This window comes from Burkholderia sp. WTPI3, assembly GCF_021483755.1.
In the GTDB taxonomy this organism is placed as follows: Bacteria; Pseudomonadota; Gammaproteobacteria; order Burkholderiales; family Burkholderiaceae; genus Burkholderia.
In genome coordinates, this window is sequence record NZ_JAGIXF010000001.1 from 32,586 (window position 1) to 59,543 (window position 26,958).

General features: G+C 62.8%; 20 protein-coding genes and 1 tRNA gene. 10 read left to right on the plus strand and 11 right to left on the minus strand.

Going from position 1 to position 26,958, the window contains the following annotated elements; translation table 11 throughout:
* The first annotated feature begins 310 nt into the window (after positions 1-310).
* The gene (locus tag J7024_RS00175) at positions 311-2,824 is read left to right on the plus strand and encodes a penicillin-binding protein 1A (protein ID WP_175751311.1); all 2,514 of its coding nucleotides are present in this window, start codon (positions 311-313) and stop codon (positions 2,822-2,824) included.
* Positions 2,825-2,913: 89 nt separating this feature from the next.
* On the opposite strand, the gene J7024_RS00180 is transcribed toward J7024_RS00175, so the two are convergent.
* The 4 genes from J7024_RS00180 to mfd all read right to left on the minus strand — a co-directional run bounded on the left by J7024_RS00180 (position 2,914) and on the right by mfd (position 9,386).
* Positions 2,914-3,441: a DUF3574 domain-containing protein gene (locus J7024_RS00180; protein WP_233409976.1), complete on the minus strand. Its 528-nt coding sequence runs from the start codon at positions 3,439-3,441 to the stop codon at positions 2,914-2,916.
* Positions 3,442-3,517: 76 nt separating this feature from the next.
* Entirely contained in the window at positions 3,518-4,537 is a 1,020-nt protein-coding gene (locus J7024_RS00185) for a threonine/serine dehydratase (RefSeq protein WP_124830094.1), read from the minus strand.
* Positions 4,538-4,599: 62 nt separating this feature from the next.
* The gene (gene argE / locus J7024_RS00190) at positions 4,600-5,820 is read right to left on the minus strand and encodes an acetylornithine deacetylase (protein WP_175796045.1); all 1,221 of its coding nucleotides are present in this window, start codon (positions 5,818-5,820) and stop codon (positions 4,600-4,602) included.
* Positions 5,821-5,915: 95 nt separating this feature from the next.
* Positions 5,916-9,386 (minus strand): transcription-repair coupling factor, encoded by a 3,471-nt coding sequence (mfd, locus tag J7024_RS00195; RefSeq protein ID WP_175796044.1) that lies wholly within the window; start codon positions 9,384-9,386, stop codon positions 5,916-5,918.
* A 108-nt stretch (positions 9,387-9,494) separates the two neighbouring features.
* Here mfd and ispD point away from each other — a divergent pair, with 108 nt between their 5' ends.
* Both ispD and ispF read left to right on the plus strand, forming a co-directional pair.
* Entirely contained in the window at positions 9,495-10,205 is a 711-nt protein-coding gene (gene ispD, locus J7024_RS00200) for a 2-C-methyl-D-erythritol 4-phosphate cytidylyltransferase (RefSeq protein WP_124830091.1), read from the plus strand.
* A 28-nt stretch (positions 10,206-10,233) separates the two neighbouring features.
* Positions 10,234-10,719 (plus strand): 2-C-methyl-D-erythritol 2,4-cyclodiphosphate synthase, encoded by a 486-nt coding sequence (gene ispF, locus J7024_RS00205; RefSeq protein WP_124830090.1) that lies wholly within the window; start codon positions 10,234-10,236, stop codon positions 10,717-10,719.
* Positions 10,720-10,848: 129 nt separating this feature from the next.
* Here ispF and J7024_RS00210 read toward each other — a convergent pair whose 3' ends face one another.
* The 4 genes from J7024_RS00210 to ompR all read right to left on the minus strand — a co-directional run bounded on the left by J7024_RS00210 (position 10,849) and on the right by ompR (position 14,327).
* The gene (locus tag J7024_RS00210) at positions 10,849-11,376 is read right to left on the minus strand and encodes a carboxymuconolactone decarboxylase family protein (RefSeq protein WP_044843722.1); all 528 of its coding nucleotides are present in this window, start codon (positions 11,374-11,376) and stop codon (positions 10,849-10,851) included.
* A 76-nt stretch (positions 11,377-11,452) separates the two neighbouring features.
* A complete protein-coding gene (locus J7024_RS00215) occupies positions 11,453-12,001 on the minus strand; it encodes a peroxiredoxin (protein WP_031399305.1) in 549 nt (182 codons plus the stop codon).
* 189 nt (positions 12,002-12,190) lie between these two features.
* Entirely contained in the window at positions 12,191-13,552 is a 1,362-nt protein-coding gene (locus J7024_RS00220; protein ID WP_124830089.1) for an ATP-binding protein, read from the minus strand.
* A 40-nt stretch (positions 13,553-13,592) separates the two neighbouring features.
* Positions 13,593-14,327, minus strand: a complete 735-nt coding sequence (gene ompR / locus J7024_RS00225; protein WP_370542727.1) for an osmolarity response regulator transcription factor OmpR — start codon at positions 14,325-14,327, stop codon at positions 13,593-13,595.
* 258 nt (positions 14,328-14,585) lie between these two features.
* Between ompR and J7024_RS00230 the strand changes: the two genes are divergently transcribed.
* The 3 genes from J7024_RS00230 (at position 14,586) to J7024_RS00240 (ending at position 17,752) form a co-directional block, all read left to right on the plus strand.
* Positions 14,586-14,864, plus strand: coding sequence for a hypothetical protein (locus J7024_RS00230; RefSeq protein ID WP_124830088.1), 279 nt, complete (start codon positions 14,586-14,588; stop codon positions 14,862-14,864).
* Positions 14,865-14,982: 118 nt separating this feature from the next.
* On the plus strand, positions 14,983-16,482 hold the full coding sequence (locus tag J7024_RS00235) for a DUF1800 domain-containing protein (RefSeq protein WP_175751310.1): 1,500 nt from the start codon (positions 14,983-14,985) through the stop codon (positions 16,480-16,482).
* 67 nt (positions 16,483-16,549) lie between these two features.
* Positions 16,550-17,752: a DUF1501 domain-containing protein gene (locus tag J7024_RS00240; protein WP_175787640.1), complete on the plus strand. Its 1,203-nt coding sequence runs from the start codon at positions 16,550-16,552 to the stop codon at positions 17,750-17,752.
* 30 nt (positions 17,753-17,782) lie between these two features.
* Here the strand turns inward: J7024_RS00240 and hpnD are convergent, their stop codons facing one another.
* Positions 17,783-18,616: a presqualene diphosphate synthase HpnD gene (gene hpnD, locus J7024_RS00245; RefSeq protein WP_124830085.1), complete on the minus strand. Its 834-nt coding sequence runs from the start codon at positions 18,614-18,616 to the stop codon at positions 17,783-17,785.
* Between the two features lie 249 nt (positions 18,617-18,865).
* On the opposite strand from hpnD, the gene J7024_RS00250 reads away from it, so the two are divergent.
* From J7024_RS00250 to J7024_RS00260, 3 genes are all read left to right on the plus strand, one after another.
* Positions 18,866-18,952 (plus strand) — tRNA-Leu (locus tag J7024_RS00250).
* A gap of 182 nt (positions 18,953-19,134) precedes the next feature.
* Entirely contained in the window at positions 19,135-20,364 is a 1,230-nt protein-coding gene (locus J7024_RS00255) for a tyrosine-type recombinase/integrase (RefSeq protein ID WP_175751308.1), read from the plus strand.
* Between the two features lie 1,120 nt (positions 20,365-21,484).
* A complete protein-coding gene (locus J7024_RS00260; RefSeq protein ID WP_108064617.1) occupies positions 21,485-22,576 on the plus strand; it encodes an IS5 family transposase in 1,092 nt (363 codons plus the stop codon).
* Between the two features lie 242 nt (positions 22,577-22,818).
* Here J7024_RS00260 and J7024_RS00265 read toward each other — a convergent pair whose 3' ends face one another.
* On the minus strand, positions 22,819-23,673 hold the full coding sequence (locus J7024_RS00265) for a hypothetical protein (protein WP_234744702.1): 855 nt from the start codon (positions 23,671-23,673) through the stop codon (positions 22,819-22,821).
* Between the two features lie 294 nt (positions 23,674-23,967).
* Between J7024_RS00265 and J7024_RS00270 the strand changes: the two genes are divergently transcribed.
* Complete coding sequence (locus J7024_RS00270; protein ID WP_089454832.1) at positions 23,968-24,153, plus strand: helix-turn-helix transcriptional regulator; 186 nt, start codon at positions 23,968-23,970, stop codon at positions 24,151-24,153.
* A 1,574-nt stretch (positions 24,154-25,727) separates the two neighbouring features.
* Here the strand turns inward: J7024_RS00270 and J7024_RS00275 are convergent.
* A protein-coding gene (locus J7024_RS00275) for an IS3 family transposase (RefSeq protein WP_175752763.1) occupies positions 25,728-26,827 on the minus strand; the annotation gives its coding sequence in 2 pieces (ribosomal slippage) (positions 25,728-26,575 and positions 26,575-26,827; 1,101 coding nt in all).
* Between the last annotated feature and the right edge of the window lie 131 nt (positions 26,828-26,958).

Genomic DNA, 26,958 nt, shown 5'->3' on the forward strand with positions numbered 1-26,958 from the left:
CGGCGTGCGTGCGCGGAATGACGACCTTTCGAATTTGAAAGGAGTGCCGCCGGTACGCATGGCGTGCGTGTCCATGATAGGCCGAGGATGCCGCCACTACGTTCCGCAATTCGCGATCGTGCGGGAATTTTTACAAAAAATCGCGAAGCCGATCGGTCGATTTCATTAAAATGCGCTGTCACGTCGCGGGAACGGATCGCCGCGCGGCGGGGTCTGTCGACGTGACAGTTGCCGCGATGCACCCACTCTGATTCATCCGCTTGCATTTCCGCATGCATCCGAGGGCGCCATGTACGCCCGCCATTCCGACATGCCAATCATCAAACGACCGTCTTCTTCTTCCGACCGGAAAGAACCTCACTACACGTTGCGCCGTTCGCCGTCGGGAGCCTATTACCCCGATGATGACAACGGCGACAACGACCGTCGCACGCCGCGCAGCGGGGGCGGGGGCCGCCGCTCGTTCGGCTCGCGTGTCATGTTGTGGTTCGTGGGCCTGTTCGCGACACTCGCCGTCGTCGGTGCGCTGATCGTCGGCTACGCGCTCGTCGTGATGGCGCCGCAACTGCCGTCGCTCGATGCGCTGACCAACTATCAGCCGAAGGTGCCGCTGCGTGTGTTTACCGCGGATCACGTGCTGATCGGCGAGTTCGGCGAGGAGCGTCGCAGCCTCGTGCGGTTCCAGGACATTCCCGACGTGATGAAGAAGGCGGTGCTCGCGATCGAGGACTACCGCTTCTACGAACACGGCGGCGTCGACTTCGTCGGCATCCTGCGCGCGGGCGTGGCCGACCTGCTGCACGGCGGCGCGCGCCAGGGCGCGAGCACGATCACGATGCAGGTCGCGCGCAACTTCTTCCTGTCGAGCGAAAAGACCTACACCCGGAAGATCTACGAGATGCTGCTCGCGTACAAGATCGAGAAGGCCCTGACGAAGGACCAGATCCTCGAGCTGTACATGAACCAGATTTATCTGGGGCAGCGCTCGTACGGTTTCGCGGCCGCCGCGCGCGTGTATTTCGGCAAGGACCTGAAGGACATCACGCTCGCGGAAGCGGCGATGCTCGCGGGGCTGCCGAAGGCGCCGTCCGCGTATAACCCGGTCGTCAATCCGAAACGCGCGAAGGTGCGTCAGGAATACATCCTGAAGCGCATGCTCGAGATCGGCTACATCACGCAGCCGCAATATGACGAGGCGGTGAAGGAAGAGATCCACGTGCGCACGCCCGGCAACCAGTACGCGGTGCACGGCGAGTACGTCGCCGAGATGGTGCGGCAGATGATGTACCAGCAGTACAAGGACGAAACCTATACGCGCGGGCTGACCGTCACGACGACGATCAACTCGGCCGACCAGGAAGCGGCGTACCAGGCCGTGCGTCGCGGCATTCTCGACTACGAGCGCCGCCACGGCTATCGCGGGCCGGAAGGTTCGATCAACCTGCCGGCGGCCGGCGACGACCGCGACGAGGCGATCGACGACGCGCTCGCCGATCACCCGGACAACGGCGACCTGCAGTCGGCAGTTGTGCTGTCGGCGTCGCCGAATGCGGTCGACGTGCAGTTCGTCGGCGGCGCGACGACGACGATCGGCGCGGCCGGGCTGCGTTTCGTGTCGGCCGCGCTGAGCCCGCGTGCGAACGCGACGCTGCGGATCAAGCCGGGCTCGATCGTGCGTGTGATGAAAGATGGCAAGACGGGCTGGCAGGTCGTGCAACTGCCGCAGGTCGAAGGCGCGCTCGTCGCGCTCGCGCCGCAGGACGGTGCAATCCGCTCGCTCGTCGGCGGCTTCGACTTCAACAAGAGCAAGTTCAACCACGTGACGCAGGCGTGGCGCCAGCCGGGTTCGTCGTTCAAGCCGTTCATTTATTCGGCGTCGCTCGACAAGGGCATGGGGCCGGCGACGATCATCAACGATGCGCCGCTGTATTTCCCGCCGAGCGTGCCGGGCGGCACCGCGTGGGAGCCGAAGGACGACGACCAGCCGGACGGCCCGATGACGATGCGCGCCGGCCTTCAGCGTTCGAAGAACCTCGTGTCGATCCGGATCCTCGCGTCGATCGGCACGCAGTATGCGCAGCAGTACGTCACGCAGCGCTTCGGCTTCGATCCCGCGAAGACGCCGCCATACCTGCCGATGGCGCTCGGCGCGGGTCTCGTGACGCCGCTGCAGCTCGCGACCGGTTATGCGGTATTCGCGAACGGCGGCTACAAGGTCGATCCGTACCTGATCGCCGAAGTCGACGACGCGCGCGGACAGCCGCTGCAGAAGTCGCAGCCGGTGGTCGCGGGCGGCACGGCGCCGCGCACGATCGAAGGCCGCAACGCGTACGTGATGAACAGCTTGCTGCATACCGTCGCGACGGCCGGCACGGGCGCGGGCACCAACGTGCTCGGCCGCAGCGATCTGCAGGGCAAGACGGGTACGACCAACGATGCGAAGGACGGCTGGTTCGCCGGCTACCAGCAGTCGCTCGTCGCGGTCGCGTGGATGGGCTTCGATCAGCCGAAGAGCCTGGGTAGCCGCGAATTCGGCGCGCAGCTGGCGCTGCCGATCTGGGTCAACTACATGCGCACCGCGCTGAACGGCGTACCGGAGCAGGAGATGCCTATGCCGGACGGCCTGACGACGATCGACGGCGAGCTGTACTACGCGGATCGCACGCCGGGCAACGGCTTCGTCGCGAGCGTCGACATCAACCCGGCCGCGAACGCGATCAGCGCGAACGATGCGCTCGGTTCGGCCGGCGCGGCGGGCCTCGCACCGCCGCCCGTCACGCCGCAGGAGAAGCAGCAGATCATGGACATGTTCGAGAGCAAATAAGCGGTACTCGGATGTTTCGCATGCGACGGGCGCCTTCGGGCGCCCGTTTTTTTATGCGGAATCGTCGGGCGAAAGCCGCGCAGCGCGACTCAGAACGATGCGCAGGCCGGCACGATGGCGATGCCGACCGACTGCTGCCGGAAGCGCTCGACGTACGCGTGCCGGATCGCCGCGAGCCGCGCGTGCGTATCGGCCGTATCGTCGGCGACGATACGGACCACGAAGCCCGCTTCCCGGATGGTCTGGCCGGTGGCGCGATCGCGCCATTGGCCGCGGGTGTCCCAGTACGTGAAGCCGTCCGGAAAGCGTGGCGTGACGACGTCGGCAAGGAAGGCTGTGCGTTCCTCGTCGGTGACGGGGCCTCGTCCGGCGATATCGCGCCCGAACAGCAGGTCGGCCTGCAGCCTGCGATGCGCGTCGGGCTGCGTGCAGACGGGCGGGGTGTCGGCGACGGGCGAGGGCGGGGCCGCGCAACCGGCGAGCAGCACGATCGCGGCAGCGCCGATGATCTGCCGCGAGCGACGCCGCCACGCGGCGGGACACGCGTTCGGTGGCGGAATCTGCCTATTTCGCGTCCGGCGCCCTTCGCGCGCGCAAAACACTGCGCGTTCAACCACTTGCGTGGTTGTCCGGCGGGTTATCAACAGGGCTGTCAACATAAACTGGGGATAACCCTGAGTGCCCGGCGCGAGGTCAGTGCTGCAGTTTCGCGTGCGCGAGATGCATGCCGAGCGTTGCGGGGTCGGTGTTGGTGCCCGACAGCAGCACGCCGACCCGCTTGCCCTGCAACGTTTCGCGCAGCGGGCCGAGCAGCGCCGCGAGCGCCGCCGCGCACGCCGGTTCGACCGCCAGCTTGAGGTGCGAGAACAGGAACAGCATTGCTGCGCGCAGCGCGTCGTCGGACACCGTGACGATGCGGTCGACATGGCGCCGACACAGCTGGTAGCTGTATTCCTCGGTATGCGGCGCCATCAGCGAATCGGCGATGGTCTGCATCGCGCTCATCTTGATCGTGTGATTGGCCGCGAAGCTGCGGCTCATTGCGTCGGCGCCTTCCGGTTCGACGCCGTACACGTGCACGCGCGGATTCGCGAGCCGCAGCGCGGTCGCCATGCCGGCTGCGAGCCCGCCGCCGCCGATCGGCACGATCACGGCGTCGAGATCGGGTGTCTGCGTCGCCCATTCGTAGCCGAGCGTCGCCGTGCCGAGAATCGTGTGATAGCCGTTGAACGGATGGATGAAGAAGCGGCCTTCCTCGGCCTCGACCCGCCGCACGACGTCGAATGCCTGCGACGCGCTGCCGGCGAGCACGACTTCCGCGCGGTACTGCTTGCACTGCGCGATGCGCGTCGGGCTCGCCGTGTGAAACATCACGACCTTCGCGCTGCTGCCGAGCCGCATCGCCGCATACGCGACGGCGGCCGCATGATTGCCGGCCGACACGCAGGTGACGCCGGCGTTCTTGCGCGCTTCGTCGAGCGCGAGCAGGTGCGTGAACGCGCCGCGCGCCTTGAAGCTGCCGCTCGCCTGCAGCAGCTCGAACTTGAAATTGACGTGCGTGCCTTCGAGGGACGGCAGGTCGGCGCGCTCGAACACGGGCGTGCGGGCGAGCCACGGCGACAATGCGAAATGCTGCGCGGCGATTTCGTCGAGCGTCGGAATCGGCTCGCCGTCGATCGTCGTATGGGCCGTGCCCTGTTGTTCAGTCGACATGACGTGGCGTGTGGCGCGAGTGAGCCAGCCCGCTCACGCGGGCCGGCGTGGGCGGGTGGCGGTCAGTGTGCGTCGACCGACATGCTGCGGACGAACTTGCGCAGGAACTGCTCGCAGCCCGCGAGCTGCGCGAGCTCGACATACTCGTTCGGCTTGTGTGCCTGTTCGATGTTGCCCGGCCCGCAGACGATGCTCGGAATGCCCGCGCGCTCGAACAGGCCGGCCTCGGTGCCGTAGGCGACCTTGCGCTTGTCCTGATCGGCCGTCAGGGCACGTACGAGCTGCGTGATCGCGGCCTGTTCGGTTGCGTCGAGCCCCGGCGCCGCGGCGATCTTCGAAAACTCGATCGCGGCGTTCGGATGTTCGCGCTGCATCTGCGGCAGCAGCGTTTCCCGCGCATACGCTTCGATGCGCGTGAAGATCTGCTCGGGATCGAGCGTCGGCAGGTTGCGGAATTCGAAGTCGAACCGGCATTCGGCCGGCACCGTGTTGATCGCGTTGCCACCCTGGATCGTGCTCGTCTGCGCGGTCGTGAACGGTACGTCGTACAGATCGTCGAACGGGCCTTCCGCGCGGAAGCGGTCGGCGATGTCGCGGATGTGGCAGATGAGGCGTGCCGCATATTCGATCGCGTTCAGCCCCTTCGGCGTGAGCGACGAGTGTGCCGCGTGGCCGCGGACGCAGCAGCGGTAGGCGTTGATGCCCTTGTGCGCGATGATCGGGCGCATGCTGGTCGGCTCGCCGACGATGCAGCCGGACGGCTTCACGCCGCGCTTGACGAGATCGGCGATCAGCAGCGGCGCGCCGGCGCAGCCGATTTCCTCGTCGTAGGACAGCGCGAAATGGATCGGCTTCGCGAGCTTCGTCGCCTGCATCTCGGGCAGCAGCGCGAGCGCCGTGCCGATGAAACCCTTCATGTCGCACGTGCCGCGGCCGTACAGGCGGCCGTCGCGCAGCTCCGGCGCGAACGGGTTGCTGTCCCACTGCTGGCCGTCGACGGGTACGACGTCGGTGTGTCCCGACAGCACGATGCCGCCGTCGGTCGAGCCGTCGTGCGCGGGCACCGTCGCGAACAGGTTCGCCCAGCCTTCGCGCGGATCGTGCGTGAGCGTCGACACGATACCCTTCGCGGCCAGTGCGTCGCGCACCGTTTCGATCAGGCCGAGATTCGGCACGCGGCTCGTCGTGTCCATCGACACCAGCTGCTTGATCCAGGGCAGGCCGACGAGCGAAGCGTCGCCTTGGTCGGCGGCGGGCGGGGCCGTCGCGTCGAGAGTGGACATGGCAAAACTCCGTCAGAGGAATGAGAAAATCATACTCAAAAACGCGCCGGCCCGCCTTCGCCCGGCGCAGTGCGGTGCAGCATCGCCGCGCGCCGTCAGCGCGCCGCGCTGGTCGCGCCCGGACGCGGCGCGAGCGCGCGCAACGTTTCCTTGATCGTCGACACGCGGATCGCGAGATCGGGCGAGCGCGTCTCGATGCGCAGCTTGTCCTGGCCCGCGAGCTTGATGTGCCGGTGTTTCTGCACCATCTCGATGATCCGCATCGGATCGATCGGCGGGTTCGGTTCGAACTGCAGCCCGATCGCGACCTCGCTTGCGTCGATCTTGACGATGCCGAGCGGCTTCGCGGCCAGCCGCAGCCGGTGCGTTTCGACGAGCGCGTGCGCCTGCGGCGGCAGCTTGCCGAAGCGGTCGATCAGCTCTTCCTGGATGCCGTCGATCGCGTCGCCGTGCTCGCAGTTCGCGAGACGCTTGTACAGCGACAGCCGCTCCTGCACGTCCACGCAGTAGTCGGCCGGCAGGATCGCGGGCGCATGCAGGTTGATTTCCGTCGTCGCGGCGAGCGGGGCGGTGAGGTCGGGCTCCTTGCCGTTCTTCAGCGCCTTCACCGCGTCGTTGAGCATGTCGGTGTAAAGCTGGAAGCCGATCTCGTGGATCTCGCCCGACTGCTTGTCGCCGAGCACCTCGCCGGTGCCGCGGATCTCGAGGTCGTGCATCGCGAGATAGAAGCCCGAACCGAGTTCCTCCATCTGCTGGATCGCCTCGAGCCGGCGCTGCGCCTGCTTGGTCAGCGCCTGCGGATCGTGGACCAGCAGATACGCATAGGCCTGGTGGTGCGAACGGCCGACGCGGCCGCGCAACTGGTGGAGCTGCGCGAGGCCGAACTTGTCCGCGCGGTGCATGATGATCGTGTTTGCGCTCGGCACGTCGATACCGGTCTCGATGATGGTGGTGCACAGCAGCACGTTGGTGCGCTGCGCGACGAAATCGCGCATCACGCGTTCGAGTTCGCGCTCGTGCATCTGGCCGTGCGCGATCGCGATGCGTGCTTCGGGCACCAGTTCCTCGAGCATCGCCTTGCGATTCTCGATCGTCTCGACCTCGTTGTGCAGGAAGTACACCTGGCCGCCGCGCTTCAGTTCGCGCAGCATCGCCTCGCGGATCACGCTTTCTTCCTCGCGGCGCACGAAGGTCTTGATCGCGAGCCGCTTCTGCGGCGCAGTGGCGATCACCGAGAAGTCGCGCAGCCCCTCGAGCGCCATCCCGAGCGTGCGCGGGATCGGCGTCGCGGTGAGCGTCAGCACGTCGACTTCCGCGCGCAGCGCCTTCAGCGCTTCCTTCTGGCGTACGCCGAAACGGTGTTCCTCGTCGATGATCACGAGGCCGAGGCGCTTGAACTGCACGTCCGACGACAGCAGCTTGTGCGTGCCGATCACGATGTCGACGCTGCCTTCGTTGATCTGCGCGATCGCCGCGTTGACTTCCTTCGTGGTCTTGAAACGCGACAGCTCGACGATGCGCACCGGCCAGTCCGCGAAGCGGTCGGCGAAGGTCTGCGTGTGCTGCTCCGCGAGCAGCGTGGTCGGTGACAGCAGCGCGACCTGCTTGCCGCCCATCACCGCGATGAACGCGGCGCGCAGCGCGACTTCGGTCTTGCCGAAGCCGACGTCGCCGCACACGAGGCGGTCCATCGGCTTGCCGCTCGTCATGTCGCCGATCACGGCCGCGATCGCCGCGGCCTGGTCGGGTGTTTCCTCGAAGCCGAAGCTTTCCGCGAACTTCACGTAGTCGCGCGGCTCGAGCGCGAACGCATGGCCTTCGCGAGCCGCGCGGCGCGCGTACAGGTTCAGCAGCTCGGCGGCCGTGTCGCGGATCTGCTGCGCGGCCTTGCGCTTCGCGCGCTCCCACTGGCCCGAGCCGAGCGCGTGCAGCGGCGCGCTGTCGGGATCGGCGCCGCTGTAGCGCGAGATCACGTGCAGTTGCGCGACCGGTACGTAGAGCTTGCTGTCGCCCGCGTATTCGAGGTGCAGGAATTCGGTTTCGCCTTCGCCGAGATCCATCGACACGAGGCCCATGTAGCGGCCGATCCCGTGCTGCGCGTGGACCACCGGGTCGCCGACCTTCAGCTCCGACAGGTCGCGCACCATCGCGTCGACGTTGCTCGCCTGCTCCTGCCGGCGGCGCCCCGCGCGGCGGCCGAGCGCGCCGTACAGCTCGGTTTCGGTGACGAGCGCATAGCCTTCGCCCGGCACCGCGAAGCCGCTCGCGAGCGGCGCGATGCCGAGCGCGAAGCGCGCGTCGCTCGCGAGCCAGCTCGCGAAGTCGTCGTTCGACGACGGCCGCAGGTGATGTTCGGCAAGCAGTTGCAGGATCGTTTCGCGGCGGCCGGCCGATTCGACGGTCAGCAGCACGCGCTTGCCGGACGATTCGACGAACGTGCGCAGCGCGGCGAGCGGATCGTCGGCGTGGCGATCGACCGTGAGCTCGGGCAGCGCGGTCGCCCAGCCGCCGGCCGGCTGCGCGGGCAGCACGACGCGCGCGAACGGCTTCGCGAACGCGAAGAAATCCTCGTCCGACAGGAACAGGCGCTGCGGCTCGAGAATCGGCCGCTCGCGATCGTGCGCCAGGAATGCGTGGCGCTGCTTCGTGTCGGCGGTGAAGCGGCGGATCGACGTTTCGAGATCGCCGGCGAACACCAGATGCGCGTCCTGCGGCAGGTAGTGGAACAGCGTGGCCGTTTCGTCGAAGAACAGCGGCAGGTAATACTCGATGCCGGCCGACGGCACGCCGCTGCCGATATCCTTGTAGATCGGCGCGCGGCTCGGGTCGCCTTCGAAGGTTTCGCGCCAGCGGCTGCGAAAGGCCGTGCGCGCTGCTTCGTCGAACGGAAATTCGCGGCCGGGCAGCAGGCGCACGTCGCGCACCGGGTAGAGGCTGCGCTGCGTATCGGGATCGAACGCGCGGATCGAGTCGACCTGATCGTCGAACAGGTCGATCCGGTACGGCAACGGCGAGCCCATCGGGTACAGGTCGATCAGCGAGCCGCGCACGCAGTATTCGCCGGGCCGCACGACCTGGCTCACGTGCTCGTAGCCGGCCAGCGTCAGCTGCGCCTTCAGCTTCGCCTCGTCGAGCCGCTCGCCCTGCGCGAACGCGAACGTGTAGGCGGCCATGAACGACGCGGGCGGCATCCGGTACAGCGCGGTGGTCGCGGGCACGAGCAGGATGTCGCAGCGCCCCTCGCCGAGGTCGTGCAGCGTCGCCAGTCGCTCGGAGACGAGATCCTGGTGCGGCGAGAAGGTGTCGTACGGCAGCGTCTCCCAGTCCGGCAGCAGGCGCACGCGCGCGGCCGGAGCGAAGTAGCGGAGTTCCTGCGACAGCCGCTGCGCGTCCACCGCGTTCGCGCAGATCACCGCAAGGAGCGGGACCGCGTCGCGGTTGTCGGCGAGATAGCGGGCGATGGCGAGTGCGTCGGCAGAGCCGTGCGCGCCGTCGAAGGCGAACCGCTGGCCCGGTTTGACGCGGGCGACGGGCGAGGCGAACGGGGTGGAAGCGTTGTCTGGCATAGGGACGGCAGGGGTGGCGGGCACGGGCGCATCGCGGTGCGCCGGTCGAGACGAAAGACCTATTATAAAATCCGCTTCTCGATTTCACCTTTCCGGCGTTTTCCTTTCGTGACTCCCCGACTTTTCGCCCTGATTCCCTGTGCCGGCACGGGCAGCCGTTCCGGTTCGGCCGTGCCGAAGCAATACCGCACGCTGGCCGGCCGCGCGCTGCTGCATTACACGCTCGCCGCGTTCGACGCGTGCAGCGAGTTCGCGCAGACGCTCGTCGTCCTCGCGCCCGACGACACGCACTTCGACGCGCGCCGCTTCGCGGGCTTGCGCTTCGCGGTACGCCGCTGCGGCGGCGGCTCGCGTCAGGCATCGGTGCTGAACGGGCTGCTCGAGCTGGCCGAATTCGGCGCGACCGACCAGGACTGGGTGCTCGTGCACGACGCCGCGCGCCCGGGCATCACGCCGGCGCTGATCCGCACGCTCGTCGCGACGCTGAAGGACGATCCGGTCGGCGGCATCGTCGCGCTGCCGGTGGCCGATACGCTCAAGCGCGTGCCGGCCGGCGGCGACGCGATCGCGCGCACCGAGTCGCGCGACGCGCTGTGGCAGGCGCAGACGCCCCAGATGTTCCGCATCGGCATGCTGCGCGACGCGATCCTGCGCGCGCAGCGCGAAGGGCACGACCTGACCGACGAGGCCAGCGCGATCGAATGGGCCGGCCATACGCCGCGCGTCGTACAGGGCAGCCTGCGCAACTTCAAGGTTACGTACCCGGAAGATTTCGCGCTCGCGGAAGCGATTCTCGCGCGCTCCGCGAACGCTTCCTGACTTTCATCTCATCTCAACCGGAATACGCATGGACTTCAGAATCGGACAAGGCTACGACGTGCACCAGCTCGTGTCGGGGCGCCCCCTCATCATCGGCGGCGTGACGATTCCGTACGAGCGCGGCCTGCTCGGCCACTCGGACGCCGATGTGCTGCTGCACGCGATCACCGACGCGCTGTTCGGCGCGGCGGCGCTGGGTGACATCGGTCGCCATTTCTCCGACACCGATGCGGCGTTCAAGGGCGCGGACAGCCGCGTGCTGCTGCGCGAATGCGTCGCCCGCGTGAAGGCGGCCGGCTTCACGATCCAGAACGTCGACAGCACCGTGATCGCGCAGGCGCCGAAGCTCGCGCCGCATATCGACCGGATGCGCGCGAACATCGCGGCCGATCTCGGGTTGCCGCTCGAGCGCGTGAACGTGAAGGCGAAGACCAACGAGAAGCTCGGCTATCTCGGCCGGGGCGAAGGCATCGAAGCGCAGGCCGCCGCATTGCTGGTGAAGCAGGGCGCCTGACGGTGTCGCGAAGCGGCGTGCAAGTTGTGCCGCCGGAATGAAAAAATGCCACGCGCTCGCGTGGCATTTTCGTTTGACGGCGCCGGCATGGCAACCACGGGCCGCGCCATGCCGCCGCGCGGCGGCCGGTTACTCGCCTTCGGCGGCGATCACCTGCGCGGCGGCGTTGATCACCGACGCGATGCGGCCGACGTCGCGCAACTGCGTCGTCGTCATCCCTTGCTCGTTCTTCAGCAGCGCGTAGTGCGACTTCACGCAGAAGTGGCACTTGCCGACGATCGACGCGGCGAGCGCGTACATCTCGAACCTGCGCTTGTCGACGCCGCCGTGCGACGCATACGCACCCATCCGCAGCTCGGCGCGCTGGGTCTTCAGGTCGGCGTCGTCGGCCATCTCGACATACGGATACCAGGTGTTGTTCATCCCCATCAGCGCGGCTGCCGTCAGCACGGCATTCGTCTCTTCGGGCGACAGCACGCCGGCTTCGCGGATCGTCTTCACGAGCACGGTGCTCTTCGCCGCGACCGCCGCTGCCAGCGCAACGCCGACTGCATCGGTGCCTTCGAGCGACGAGCGCGAGATCGTGCCGTCGAGGTTCAGGCGGATGTCCTTCGCGTAGTCGGGGATACGTGCCTTAATCGAGTCGATGAATTCCATTGATATCTCCTATGGGTTGGCCGTTAAAAAAGCCCGCAGGCAGGACGTGCGCCGCGGGCTTCGTGCATTGATGCGCTTACAGCGTTGCGCCGCCGACTGCGCGGTTGCACGGGCACAGTTCGTCCGTTTGCAGGCCGTCCAGAATGCGCAGGACTTCTTCCGGGCTACGGCCGACGTTCAGGTTGTTCACCGAAACGTGCTGGATCGTGTTGTCCGGGTCGACGATGAACGTCGCGCGCAGCGCAACGCCGGCTTCCTTGTCGCGCACGCCGAGCTGGTCGATCAGCTCGCCCTTGACGTCGCCGAACGAGTAGTGGTTCAGCTTGTTCAGGTCCTTGTGCTCACGGCGCCATGCGAGCTTCACGAATTCGTTGTCCGAGCTGCCGCCGAGCAGGACGGCGTCGCGCTCTTCGAACTGCTTCGTGAGCTTTGCGAATTCGACGATTTCCGTCGGGCAAACAAACGTGAAATCCTTCGGATAGAAGTAGATGATCTTCCACTTGCCCGGGAACGACGCTTCGGTGACGGTCTCGAACGCCGACTGGCCGTTTTCCTCGTGATTGTTGAAGCCCGGCTTCGCGGCTACGACGGTGAATGCTTCGAGTTTATCGCCCACGGTTTTCATGCGGATACTCCTGTATGAGTTGGGAAGAAGACTGAGTCAAGCTACCTCGGTGCTGCAACGTTGATGTGACAGCATGCGCAAAACTATAACACTATTAGTAAAGTGCTTCAATAGATTTTAACTAACTATCCTCATAGTTTTTTTCAACCGCGTCGATAGTGTGACGCGCAAAAACCGTGCGCGAACGTGTCATGCAGTCGCACGCGCCTTGCCGGCGCCGGGGAATTCGAGGGTGACTTCAAGGCCTGCTTCGGGGCTGCGGTTGCGCAGGCGCAGCGCGCCGCGATAGCGGCCGACGAGGCGCAGCACGATCGCCATGCCGAGCCCCGTGCCGTCCGCCTTGGTGCGGGCCGTGTCGACGCGGTAGAACGGCCGCATCACGAGCGGCAACTGGTCCTCGGGGATGCCGGGGCCCTCGTCGCTCACCGACAGCTCGACGCGTGCGTGCGTCACCCGCGTCTCGAGCGTGATGCGCGACACGCCGTCCTGCCGGCTCTGCCCGTACTTGCGTGCGTTCTCGACGAGATTGCCGATCACGCGGCGCATATCCGTCTCGTCGGCTTCGATCACGGCGGTGGGTGCGAGCCGCGTGCGGATCTCGACGCCGTCCTCGCCCGACACGCGTGCGGCGACTTCCTGCGCGATCGACGACAGGTCGACGGGCTCCGGCTTGCGCTGCGTCGGGCGCGCATAGTCGATGAACGCCGCGATGATGCGGTCCATCTGCTCGATGTCGTCGACCATCGCGTCCTTGGTCGCCTGGTCGGACGGACTCATCTCGGTTTCGAGCCGCAGCCGCGCGAGCGGCGTGCGCAGGTCGTGCGAGATGCCCGCGAGCATGAGCGCGCGATCCGCCTCGAGCTGTTCGAGGTCGCGCACCATCTGGTTGAAGCTGCGATTGGTGTCGGCCGCGACGCCCATCCCGCGCTCGGGCAGGGGATCTGGCGCCTGGCCCGAACCGACCTGGCGCGCGGCGAGCGCGAGCCGCGAGAACGGCCGGTTCACGAGGCTCGTGATGAACGCGGAGCCGAACAGCGACAGCGCGAGCGCGAACAGGCCCCAGCCGGCCCATTGCAGGCCCGTGACGTTGTCGAGCTGGTCGCGGTCGAGCGCGACCCAGTAGTCGTCGTCGTCGATCTTGAAGCTGATCCAGACGCCCGGGATGTCGTTGACCGACTGGGCGATCACGGTGTCGTCGCCGAGACGGCTGCGGATGTCGTGTTCGATCAGACGATTCAGCGATTCGTCGGGCTGCAGCTTGAACTTGTCGGTTTTTTCGCGCGGGTAAACCCGCACGCCCTCGTTGCTCTCCAGATCCTGCAGCAGCGCACGCCGCAAATCGGGATCGGAATAGAGCAGGGCGGTGCGCGTGAGCTTCACGACCGCGACGAGTTGCAGCGCGACGCGCTGCGCGCGCGGCTCCCGCTCGATCACGCGAAAGCTCTGGAACCACGCGGCGAGACTGACCGAGATCAGCAGCGCGATCAGCAGGAAGGTGCGCCAGAACAGCCCGCCGAACGCGAGCTGCAGGAGGCGCCGGTCGATACGCATGGGACAGGCCGAGGACAGGCGAAACCGGAAAGAAAGAAGATCAGGCGGCGCCGTCCGGAATGAACACGTAGCCGAGGCCCCAGACGGTCTGGATGAAGCGCGGGCTGCCCGGATCCGGTTCGATCAGCTTGCGCAGGCGCGAGATCTGTACGTCGAGGCTGCGGTCGAACACTTCGTATTCACGGCCGCGCGCGAGCTCCATCAGCTTCTCGCGCGACAGCGGCTGGCGCGGATGACGCGCGAACACCTTCAGCACCGAGAATTCGCCGGTCGTCAGCGGAATTTCCTGGCCCGACTTCGTGAGGGTGCGTGTCGCGAGGTTCAGCGAGAACTCGCCGAACTCGAACACTTCGGTGGTTTCAGACGGTGCGCCCGGCAGTTCAGCCGGCGCCTGGCGGCGTAGCACCGCGTGAATGCGCGCGACGAGTTCGCGCGGGTTGAACGGCTTGGGCAGGTAGTCGTCGGCGCCCATCTCGAGGCCGACGATGCGATCGACGTCTTCACCCTTCGCGGTGAGCATGATGATCGGCGTGCGGTCGTTGCTGCCGCGCAGACGGCGGCAGATCGACAGGCCGTCTTCGCCGGGCAACATCAGATCGAGCACGAGCAGGTCGAAGCGCTCGCGCACCCAGAGTTTGTTCATCGCGGTCGCGTTCTCCGCGACGTATACGTTGAAACCCTGCTCGCCGAGATAGCGGCGCAGCAGATCGCGCAGGCGCGGGTCGTCGTCGACGACGAGAATCTTGGAGGGGTTTTTCGTTTCCATGAACGGCATCTTATCGCGAATGGGAAATTACGCACGGTCGCGTATTTTCAGGCGTTACAGTCAGTTACAAAATTTACCCGTAGTGTCGTAGAGAGTAAAGGCAGGCTATAGAGATTCCTTTACTCGAAGCCGAAATTCGGTAGATACTCCCCTGCACTCCATCTTTCATCTTTGCACACCCGAATTCCGCAGGGTTTTTCAAGTACCAGAGGTAACCGGTTGCCGCGTGACGAAGGGAACAAATCGACCAGAGAAGCGAGGACGGTCATGCGATCTGCCCGGATTGCACTGATGCTGACGATCGCACTTGCCGGTCCATATGCGTCGAACTTCGCGTATGCGCAGCGCCCCGAACAGGGTGCATGGCCGCGCAAGATGCAGCGCGGCAAAGCGTCGCAGTCCGACCGCGCCGCCGACACGGCGGTTCGGTCCGCCGTGCCTCCCGATCTCGAACAGCGCCGCCGCGACGGGCACATGACGCCCGAAGAGCGCCACCTGCTGCGTCAGCACATCGAGGACGCCGTTCGCGAGCTGTACAAGCGCTGAGCCGCGCATCCTTCCCGCCGCCCGAAAAATTCCGTAGCAATTTTTCCGTCAACTTTCGCTCGCGTCCCGCCGTTGAACCGGCATCCGCACCGACGGTGCGTTCCGGGAGTTCCAGACGATGAAAGCGAATGCTGCCGCATCGGTTTCACCCGCGATGCAGGCGCCGCTCGACGCCGACGATGCGTCGTTCTTCCTGAGCCGTACCGGCTTTTCTCCCGCCCCCGCCGAGGTTGCCCGCGTCGTCGGCATGACGCGCGCACAGGCCGTGGCCGATGTGCTCGCCGACGTGCGCCGCGAACCCGTGACGACATGGCCCGACTGGGTCGCCGAGTTGCCGCCGACACGTGCGCAGCGTCAGGCGCTGAGGCCCGACATGCGCCGCGACGAGCAGCGCGAACGCAATCGCCGTTACGATGCGTTACGCGCCGCATGGGTCAACGAGATGATCGTGACGCCGTCGCCGCTCACCGAACGCATGACGCTGTTCTGGCATGGGCACTTCACGTCGGGGCAGGACAAGGTGCCGTATCCGCAGACGATGGCCGCGCAGAACGCGCTGTTTCGCCGCGAGGCGCTCGGCAACTTCGGCACGCTGCTGCATGCGGTCGCGAAGGATCCGGCGATGCTTCAGTATCTCGACGGCGCGAGCAATCGCAAGGGGCGACCGAACGAGAATTTCGCGCGCGAGGTGATGGAGCTGTTCACGCTCGGCGAAGGGCATTACACGCAGCACGACGTGACCGAAGCCGCGCGCGCGATGACCGGCTGGAGCATCGATCCCGATACGTTGCGCTTCGTGGTGCGGGCCGAATGGCACGATGCGGGCAACAAGACGATTCTCGGCGAGACCGGCGCGTTCGACGGCGACGGGTTTCTCGACATCCTGCTGAAGCGGCCCGACACCGCGCGCCTCATCGCAGGCAAGCTGTGGCGCGAGTTCGTTTCCGATACGCCCGACACCGTTGCGCTCGACGCCGTTGCCGAGCGGTTTCGCGCGAGCGGCTACGACATTCGCGCGGCGCTCGCCGCGCTATGGTCGACCGATGCATTCTGGGATCCGCGCAACCGCGGCGTGCTCGTGAAGTCGCCGGCCGAATTCGTGGTCGGCTCGGTGCGGCTCTTCGACGTTGCGTACGGCGATCCGCAGATGCTCGCGAACACCGTGCGCACGCTCGGGCAGAACCTGTTCTATCCGCCGAACGTGAAGGGCTGGCCGGGCGGTGCGATGTGGATCAACAGCACCACGCTGCTCGCGCGCAAGCAGTTCGTCGAGCAGTTGTTCCGTGCGACCGAGACGGCCGGCATCCGCGCGCCGGCGCCTGCGATGGCACCGCCGCCAAATACCCGCGCGCACGCGGTGCCGGTGGTCGACACGGCGGCTGCGGCCGGCATGCGCGGCGGGCCGGCCAAACCCGTGCGCGGCGGTCTGCGGTTCGACCTCGAGCGCTGGCTCGCGCAGTATCGAGCGCGACCGCAGGCGACGGCGGGATTGTCGATCGAGCTTCAACTGCAGCATGCGGTGCTGCCGGTGTCGCCCGTTGCGGCGATCGATACGGACTCGACCGGCAGCGCGTATATCGAGGCGCTGCTGATGGACCCGGCCTATCAACTGAAATGACGAAAACCACGATAGAGAGGCGCGTCGCAGCGGCGAACATGCAGTGCGACGAACCGAAGGATGCGCGATGAATCGACGTGACTTTCTGACGCTGACGGGCGCCGCGGCGGGTTTGTCGGCGTGGCAACCGTCCGCGCTGGCCGCTCCAGCCGCACGCACGACGGCCGGCTATGCGAACGTGCTGATCCTCGTCGAGCTGAAAGGCGGCAACGACGGGCTCAACACGGTGGTGCCGTATGCCGATCCGTTGTACTACCAGTTCCGCCGCAGCATCGGCATCAAGCGCGAGCAGGTGCTGCAGCTCGATGCGCATACGGGGCTGCATCCGTCGCTTGTGCCGCTGATGCCGTTGTGGCGCGACGGACAGGTCGCCATCGTGCAGGGCGTCGGTTATCCGCAGCCGAACCTGTCGCATTTCCGCTCGATCGAGATCTGGGATACCGCGTCGCGTTCCGATCAGTACCTGCACGAAGGCTGGCTCACGCGCACGTTTGCGCAGGCGCCCGTGCCGCCCGGTTTCGCGGCGGACGGCGTCGTGCTCGGCAGCGCCGAGATGGGGCCGCTTGCGAATGGCGCGCGTGCGATCGCGCTCGTCAATCCCGCGCAGTTCATCCGTGCTGCCCGGCTTGCCGAGCCGTCGTCGCTGCGCGAACGGAATCCGGCGCTCGCGCACATCATCGACGTCGAGAACGATATCGTGAAGGCAGCCGACCGACTGCGTCCGCGCGGCGGGATGCGCGCGTTCAGGACGGCCTTTCCGGCCGGGACGTTCGGAACGTCGGTGAAGACGGCGATGCAGGTGCTCGCCGCATGCGAGGCGTCGGGACCGCGGGCGCAGGATGGCGTCGCGGTACTGCGGCTCACGCTCAACGGGTTCGACACGCACCAGAACCAGCCGGGACAGCAGGCGGCGCTGCTCAAGCAGTTCGCGGAAGCGATGAGCGCGATGCGCAGCGCGCTGATCGAGCTCGGGCGCTGGAACCAGACGCTCGTGATGACGTATGCGGAATTCGGCCGGCGCGCGCGAGAGAACCAGAGCAATGGCACCGATCACGGGACGGCCGCCCCGCATTTCGTGATGGGCGGCCGCGTGGCGGGCGGCCTGTATGGTGCGCCGCCCGCGCTCGCGCACCTCGACGGCAACGGCAACCTGCCGGTCGCGGTCGATTTCCGCCAGCTCTACGCGACCGTGCTCGGGCCGTGGTGGGGGCTCGATGCGACGCGCGTGCTGCAGCAGCGCTTCGATACGTTGCCGCTGCTCAAGGCGTGAGGGTGCGGGTGCGTCGCGTTGCGCTATGGGTCAGCGGCGGCGTGCGGCGCGCCACGCGATCCACAGCTTGCGGATCGGCGTCAGCGCGATACGCTGGTGCAGCACCTGGAAGCCGTCGCGCTCGATTTCGTTGAGCAGCGCGCAGGCCAGCGCGATCTGCGCACGCAGCGTGCGCTGCGCACGGCGTTCGGATGCGGGGATCGCCGCGTCGGCCGCGGCGAGCGCTTCGCGCGCGCGGGCCGTCTGGAACTGCAGCAACTCGGTGAAGGCCGGGCTGTAGCGGCGGTTCAGCAGATCGGCCGCGGTCACGTTGTAGCGTTGCAGTTCGTCGATCGGCAGGTAGATGCGGCCATGACGCGCATCGTTGCCGAGTTCCTGCACGAACTGCGCGAGCATCAGCGCGCGGCCGACGTCCGCGGCCCACGGCTGCGGGTCGGCCGGATTCGCGGCGCTCGCGCGCGCGACCACCGACGCGAACGTGCTGCCGACCTGCGCGATGTAACGCTGCAGGTTCGCGAAATCCAGGTAGCGCGCCTGTTCGAGATCCATCCCGTAACCGTTGACGAGCGTGCGCAGCGCGTCGGCCTCAGCCGCGATCGACGGATGATGTTGCGCCAGTGCTTTCGTGGCCGGGTGCGTCGGCTCGCCGGCGGCGAGCGCCGCGAGTTCCTTGTGCCACCACGCGAGCTTCGTGTGTCCGACGGTCGGGTCGCTGGTTTCCTTGACGGTTTCCTCGAGTTCGCGGCGCAGCGCGAACAGGGCCGTCAGGCGCGGCGCGGCGGCGAGCGGTGCCTGGCGCAGCGCGTAGTAGACGCTGGAACCGGCGGGAGCAGCCTTTTGCTGACAGTAGTCGTCGAAGTTCACGGGCGGGATCGTGGCGAAGGCGGGTTCGGGGGACGCGTGCCGGCGCGTGGCCGATACGTCGGGCGCGGCATTCTAGCACCGCTCCTCGAGCGGCGCCGGCGGGGCGAGACAATGCGGCGAAGATCGGGTAGAATTTCGCGCTCGCCTGATCGGGTGTGCCGGCTTTTCGGGTCGGCGCGAAGTGTCCCGGGTATTTCGGGCGCGCGGAGGACGTATCTTGCGTGCCGCGCGATCAGGCAACGGACATGCGCGTGAGTGGCGAAATTGGTAGACGCACCAGGTTTAGGTCCTGACGCCCGCAAGGGTGTGCCGGTTCGAGTCCGGCCTCACGCACCAACTGATGTTCCGGGGGAGTCCGGGAATGTCCGTGAAACCCGCTACAGATAAGGGTTTCGCTGATTCTAAAGTCCGGCATCGTTCGCCGGAATCCAACACGATCCGATTGGTTTGATGGTATTTTTGTTGGTATCGCAATGCCGGCACGCTTGCGGCGCGTGGCGATACCAACAGGATATCCGATGGCACTCTCAGACCTCCAGTGCAAGAACGCCAAGTACAACCCCAGCGGTCCGGGCAACAAGCTTGCCGACGGCGATAGCCTCTTCTTGTTCCTGATGCCTACTGGCAGCAAGCTCTGGCGGTATTTGTACCGCGATGGGTTCAAGAAACAGAAAACGTTGTCTATCGGCGCTTATCCGGCAGTTGGACTACAAACTGCTCGAAAGAAGCGCGACGAAGCGCGCGCCCAGATAGCTGAGGGCGTTGACCCGAGTGAAGCCAAAAAGGCAGCGAAGCAAGCGGCGGTGCTTGCTGCTTCCAACAGTCTGGAGGCTGTAGCGCGCGCGTGGATGGAAGAGCGCCGCTCCCGAGTCGAGCCGAAACAATACGACAAAACATTGGCTCGTTTCGTCAGCGATGTGTTCCCGTGGTTGGGGAAGCGCCCCATCGATCAAATCGATGCGCCTAAAATTCTATCTGTGATGAAGCGGATTGCAGGGAGGGGGGCTCGATATACGGCTGACCGTGTGCGCTCCGAGCTGAGCATGGTTTTTCGGTATGGAATTAGAGAAGGTTATTGCAAGGCCGACCCGGCCAGGGATCTGGTTGGAGCCGTTCCGGTGCCTCGAGCCAAGCACTTTGCGTCGATCACGGACTGGCGCCAGGTTGGCGAGTTGCTGCGAGCATTTGATGGATTCAAGGGCACTTTCGTTGTGCAGTGCGCTCTCCGTTTATCTCCCCTGTTGTTCCAGAGGCCAGGCGAAATTCGGAAGGCGGAATGGGCGCAATTCGACCTGGATCGTGCTGAGTGGCGGTATTTGGTTACGAAGACCAAGACGGAACACCTCGTCCCATTGTCTCGCCAGGCTCTTGTAATACTTCGTGAGTTACGCGCCTTGACTGGTGACGGTAAATACGTTTTTCCAAGTGCTCGCACGAAAGCTCGTCCGATGAGCGACGGTGCAGTCAATGCCGCGCTGAAGCGCTTAGGATTTGACACGCAGCAGGAAATCACTGGTCATGGATTTCGCGCGATGGCCCGCACATTGATCCATGAGGAGCTAGAAGAGAAACCCGAGTACATTGAGCAGCAGCTTGCTCACGCTGTACCCGACGCAAATGGGCGTGCCTATAATCGAACCAGGTTCATTCGTCAGCGCACAAAAATGATGCAGCAATGGGCGGATTTGCTTGACGAGCTCAAAGCTGGAGGTTATTCGCCTTTAGAGAAAATCGTACTCGACGAGTAATTCGGATTCGGCTCCAGTGGAATATCGACGTCATTCCATATTGGGTGATCGAATGCGATCCTCAGTCGATGGTAGGCGTCGACTCAGGGCGAAGTGCTTGTGGGGGCACCTTGAATCCATTGCAGACGGCAGGTCACTACGAAAACCTTCCGCTTCGAGCCCCGGAGATCATGCTGCTACATACGGTCGACTGCTTGGCTATCGTTCAAGGTGTTCTGCAATTGTTCTGATGCACTGCGTATGGTAGTCAATTTCGTCAGAGCCATATATTTGCTCGCACGTTGTCAAGCCGCGATAGAGGTGTTCAAACAAAGGCATGGCGACCGCCACTTCACGAAAATGAACTTCTTTCACTGCGAGCAGTACAGAGGGGGTGGTGTAATAGGATTTATATCCTCGTACACACGAGTTCCTGCGCAGGTCGTAAACTGGTTTTTGACTTTTGGGAGAAAGGGTGGGAGGCACGTGTTGCAACCTCAGTACCGGAATCGGCGACACTGGAAGAATGGACGCTGTCTTGTCGACAAGACGATCGTCGAACCCAATCAATTGCGACACCGCCACTTGCATGCAAACTTCGCGTATGGCTTTGGGCGATGCGTCCGGGGAAACAACTGGGTCATCTCCTCGGATGGCGAACCCCCTAGGGTCCCTTTCGACAAGACTGGAATGGAAAAGGAAAGGATTGGAGGTGCGTTGTGCGGTTGCGTCAAGGCATGGTACTGCCAAGACTAAAAGCAAAAGGAAGTTTCGCATGAGTGCGTGGGGGGGATTGTCAATGACCGCCGTGTGTCGAGTAGAACACGAATGTGGCTTCTAGTTTGGGTGGCTTGGATGGTGCAATTGTCGTCGAGGTCACGCAACATGGTGAGTTCGATACGCTGCTCGTGAGTCGGCCGGAGCGAGCGGGCTCAGTCATGATCGTAGCTTTTCGTCTATCGATCGCGATATCGTCTGCATGTAGATCAACATACTACGAACGCCAAAGTCGGGCGAGCGGCTTGTAGGGTTTCTGCAGCGGTTGGCAATCTCGTATCCCATCTTGACCTAGCAGGCCGTTGAAATCCCCCCGCCGATCCGTCACGATGTAGCGAACCCGATCCCAAGGCACGAAGGCAGCATGCGAGGCACCGACAGCTACAACGAATCCCTGTTCAGTACAGTCAGACTGGAGGAGTTCGTACCGCAAACGCATCCGCTGCGCCCGATCCGGACTTGGATGAACGAGGCGCTGTCGAATATGGATGCCAAGTTCTCGGCGATGTACGAAGCGGACATCAAAGGCGGTCGGCCGAGCATTGCGCCGGAGAAGCTGATGCGGGCGATGCTACTTCAGGTGCTATACAGCATTCGCAGCGAGCGGCAACTGGTCGAGCAGATCTCGTACAACCTTTTGTTCCGTTGGTTCGTCGGCCTGTCGATCGAAGACGCGGTGTGGAATCACTCGGTGTTCAGCAAGAACCGGGATCGACTGATCGAGTTCGACGCAGTGACTGACCTGTTCAACGCGACGGTGGAAACGGCGCATAAACGCGGCTTGCTGTCGGGCGAGCACTTCAGTGTGGACGGCACCTTGATCCATGCGTGGGCCAGCCACAAGAGCATCCGGCGCAAGGATGGCGGGGACGATGATCGTCCGCCTGACAATTGGCATGGCGAATCGCGCAGTAATGAAACGCACGAATCGAAGAGCGACGGTGAGAGCCGGCTCTATCGCAAGAGCAATGCCGCGCCAGCCTTGCCGAGTTACCTGGGCCATGTGCTGACGGATAACCGGCACGGTCTGGTCGTGAACGTTCAGGCCAGCGAGGCGAATGGCCGAGCGGAACGCAAAGTGGCGACGGACATGCTGCGCGATGTGTCGGGTTCGGACGTGCGTATTACGGTGGGCGCAGACAAGGCGTACGACACGCGTGGATTTGTGAAGGCCTGCCGCGAATACAACGTGACGCCGCACGTCGCACGCAACACGAAGCGCACCGGCGGAAGTGCAATCGATGGTCGGACGACGCGGCATCTCGGTTACGCACTGAGCCAGCGCAAACGGAAATGCATCGAACAGTGCTTCGGCTGGGGCAAACGGATCGGGCCGATCCGGCAGGTGATGGTGAGAGGCTTGGAGAAAGTTGATCAGTTGCTCACGCTGACGATGGCGGCCTACAACCTGACGCGGCTGAGAACGTTGGGATTCGTGCGTCCGCAGGGCGCGTAATGCAGGAAATCTGGCGGGAAATACCTTCGCCGGCCGGGCTCTACCGCTGAACCCGGCGTGACGCAACAAAATTGCCGAGCCGTTGAGCGAATTCATGTCATTTGCGAGAGTGGTCTGAATCCGGTCGATGGGTATTTCAACGGCCTGCTAGGTTCTTGATTATTCAGGTTGATTAAAGCAGATGGTCGGATGTGCAGGTGTTGACCTCTGTCGTTTTCTATATTCAGAGAACGCCGCGATGACTATCGCTTGTTCGAGTCTGTAAATCTCTCACGAATCGACTCGTCCGGCATGCCGTGTTCAGAGGCATGTCGGATTAATCGTTCTATCACGGCAACCATTGTTTGTCGCTGCTCCTCCACCAGATTATCCAGTTGCCGACGAACGTCTTTGGATAGTGCGAAATTCGTTTGAGCTTTGTCTTTGAGTCGGTCTAGTGACTCTCGTCGCTTTAGTTCTTTCTTGATCTGCTCGAGGTGATAGCGTTTCTCGTCTAATCTGAATTTGGAGATATCCAAGAACAAAAAAATTTCATCGATATTCTTAAATCTAGGTGCGTCGTAAAGAATTCCAGGGTGTTCTGTTTGATACCAGTCCCATGCAACGCTGCACCTTAATTTTTCCTTTCTATCTTTCTTGAACCAAGAGAAATATTTATCTTCAGTTTGTAGTTGTACCCAGTCGTTTTTAAGCTTGCTTATGTATTTAATTTTGTGATCAATGGATTCGTTCCAAAAGTCAATGTGCAAGAAAAATGAGTCTCTTGGGTCTGTTTGTGCTGGGAGGTCGAGCGAGAGTGGCCCGTAATAATCATTTATTTGGTGAGACAGCCAATTGATCTGGCGTTGATCATTGCCGATCCATGCCAGTTCACGTTCGTCAGGCATGGCCAATTTCCGACGCTCGTCTAGTTCAGGCTGCAAGCCGCTATTCAAAACGCACTGCGCCATCCAGGCTTGTGCGTGCTTTCCGTTAATCAGTTCTGGTGGGGGCACCTCTCTCTCATCTCGAAGTGTCTGCCACAGCCAGAAGACTTCTCGTCGACTTGGATTCTTGCCAAAGATGGCCCGGAGAGGATCGTCGTGATGGATGGTCATGGTCTATGGTGAATGTGTATTCGATAGTGTTTCTGGTGTATTTTTGATCTGCTTCTAGATTAGAAATATAACTAGAAAACCCTGAGAACGTCATTGGGAATGCGTTGGATGTCAGTAGGAAATATATTGAAAATACTTATCTATAGAAGTGATTTTTTCATGCTGGTTCTGGGCTGGAGGCCCTTGAAAGCCTAGGTATGAAGCATCTTCCCTGTTGTTGTGCTCGTCAAGCGGCAAGCCTAAAAAATTATCGAGGCCCCGGATGATCTGGACCAACCAGACTGGAGTGACACCATGCGCCTCATCCGACTCGCCGACGTTAGCCAAGCCACGGGCCTGCGCCGGTCGACCATCTACAAGTACATTGCCGAAGGCACTTTCCCGAAACCCGTCCCGCTGGGCGGTGGGCGAGTGGCTTGGGTTGAGCAGGAAGTGCAGGATTGGATTACTGAACGGATCGAAGCGCGTGATGCAGCGTAGTTGGTGATGAGGATGCCACTGGAAAGAGTTCTTTCCAGTCGCATCCTTGTTGTATGATTAAATAAATTCCCATGTGGAAAATTGAGTTAATCAGTGTTCTCTTTGATGGTGTTGCGAGTGCCGATGATTAATGGTGTCGTTGCCATTGTCTTTTTGTGGGGTGGACGGCTTATAGGCTTTAAGTGAGGTTTGTTTGTGGATTTGATGGGGTTGGTGACGAGGCGGCGCATGCTAGGAGATTGGTGCGGTCTCGGAATGGAGGGAGTGATAAGGCGTGAGGAGATCTATTCGGTAGCCGAGGAGTGATTTTCTGGAGTGGCAGTGTGAAGGGTGTGTGCCGTTATAGTGGGATGATTGTTTGGATAATTCGGTAGCGAGTATTTCCCTAAAATTGACCGAATAAAGCCGATGAGATGCTTGTGCTTTCTGGGTGTGATGGTATTTGTTGTTGGTGTTTGTGGTGCGATGTTCTGGCTGTCTCCTATATTAAGATTGTATTCATGAATATTCGCAACTATAATGGGTATTCCGGTGTCATGTATCCATGGATATTCTTAACTATAAGAGAGGTGATGTGTTCGGTATTCGTGACTATCTGTCTTGTGGATGAAGGGGGTCTTGTGAGTATGGTGAGTTGTCTCATCGGCAGAAATGAGAGCTTCATGATCGAGTGCCATCAATGATAGATGCTGCAATATTCATCATAGATTCACTTGCATGGAGAGGGTGACCTCATTTTGATGATTGTGGTGAGGTGTCGAGTCATTCTGAATGCCCGTTGTCTAACGATAAAAAAACATACAACTCGCCTATCGAATGTCCTGGTAATGGAGATTCAAGGTGAGTCAACAAGTAAATCATGGCAATCACTCCGGATTGGGTTCGAGTGTCTATGAGAACTGTCAATCTCATTCCGGATTCGTCAGGTACTGGGAGATTGGCGAGTATGCCGATCTGATGTGGGATCTGGTACGTTTTCTTGACGCGGTACTGGAGACTGATCAAGTGCCCTTTGAGATCCATAATCAAGCAGGGTATCAGCGAGCAGTACGTAATCCGATTGGATATTCCGGATATAGGAGCCTGTCGGGGTTCATGCCTCAATGTGGACAATGGATGGACCTGTATTGTCCTGAGTATGCCTACAGTGCTGATATCCAACTCTTCTTCGACTGCTTCATGCGGCATCCATTCGCTGAGATATTCAGTAACGGTACGTTATCGAGTAGTGTCGGCAAGGCAGTAGCAGCAGATCTGTACAACAACTTCATTAGTTGTCTGCGTACGGAGGCAGTGCGTAGAGGCGTGAGGAAGTCGCTGTATAACTGGCGGGGTAATCTCGACAGCCAAGAGGGTTCTATTCGCCGGTACTTGAATACGCTGTATGGACGTTACAAGAAGCTTCTACCAGTGCGTGTTGACCTGTCTTACTTCGCCTATGCAGCCGATGACCATGATGCACTGGAACGAACGAGCTGGACGAGGGAGACTAATGGAGTTTGGACTCCAGTGCTGTCGAATGCACCGATAGGTGATGGTAGACCCGATGACCTGCGGCGGAATTTTGTAGCCAGTCAGGCAGTGAGTCTCGCGTCGATATTATCGGAATCCAGCCAGGCTCGACGGACCGTGGCCGGAGGTTGGTAGCGATGAGCGCTGTGGGGCCGGCGCTCGTTATAGAACTGCCGCCAGCGCTCGATGAGCACCTTGGCCTCGGCGCGGCTGCGGAACCATTCGCGGTTTAGCAATTCGTCTCGCAGTTTGCCGTTGAAGCTTTCGACGAATCCGTTTTGCCATGGACTGCCAGGCGCAACGAAGGCCGGACCGATTGCAGCGTCTCGCAGCCAACGCATGACCTTGGCAGCGGTAAATTCGGCGCCGTTGTCCGACCGAACAAACGCGGGCTTGCCGTACAGCCGCATGAGTCGCGATAGCGTCAAGATCACGTCCTGCGACCGCAGGCTGGCGCCAACCTCGATCGCCAGACACTCGCGGGTGTATTCATCGATCACGCATAGCATCTTCAAGGCCCGGCCATCCACTAGTTGATCGTGCACGAAGTCATAGCTCCAAACCGAATTGGGCTGTGTGGCGCCTGGCAGGCGTATGTCGTCGCCGCAACGACGTCGGCGAGGACGTCGGCGCGGAATGTTGAGCTGAAGGGCTCGCCACATTCGCCGCACGCGCGATTCGCTCAACGCCAGCCAGGCCGACATCCGGCGATAGCCGAAGCGCGGCACCTCTTGCGCGGCCGCCATCAGCCTCTCGCCCAAACTCCGATCCTTCTCCGGTTGCTTGAGCGTATAGGTCGCCACTCGGCGGCTCAGTCCCAGGTAGCGACATGCCTTGCGTTGCGAGAGCCCCCGCCGAGTCAGGACTTCCAGCGCTTCGCGCCGGCCCGTCGGGGTGATCATTTTTTTCGGCTGAACTCCTTCAGGCCGTCGATTACCAGCATCTGCTCGGCGATCAGGCGCTTGAGCCGATCGTTCTCCGATTCCAGCTCCTTGAGCCGACGAGCGTCAGCCACGTCCATCCCGCCGAACTTGTTGCGCCAACGATAGAACGTCTGTTCCGAAATGTTGTGGCGCTTGCATAGATCCTTCACCGGCTCATCCCGGCTCTCGGCCTCGCGCAAAATGCGGATGATCTGCTCGTCGGTAAATCGCTTCTTCATCGAGTCCTCCTTGTCCATAGGATAAAAGAGAACTCACTTGCCGGATGGCTACAAGAAACGTCTCAGGTCATCAGGTCATCACGGTCGATGGCAGTAACAATGGAATTAACGAATCGGCCGGAGACTATCTT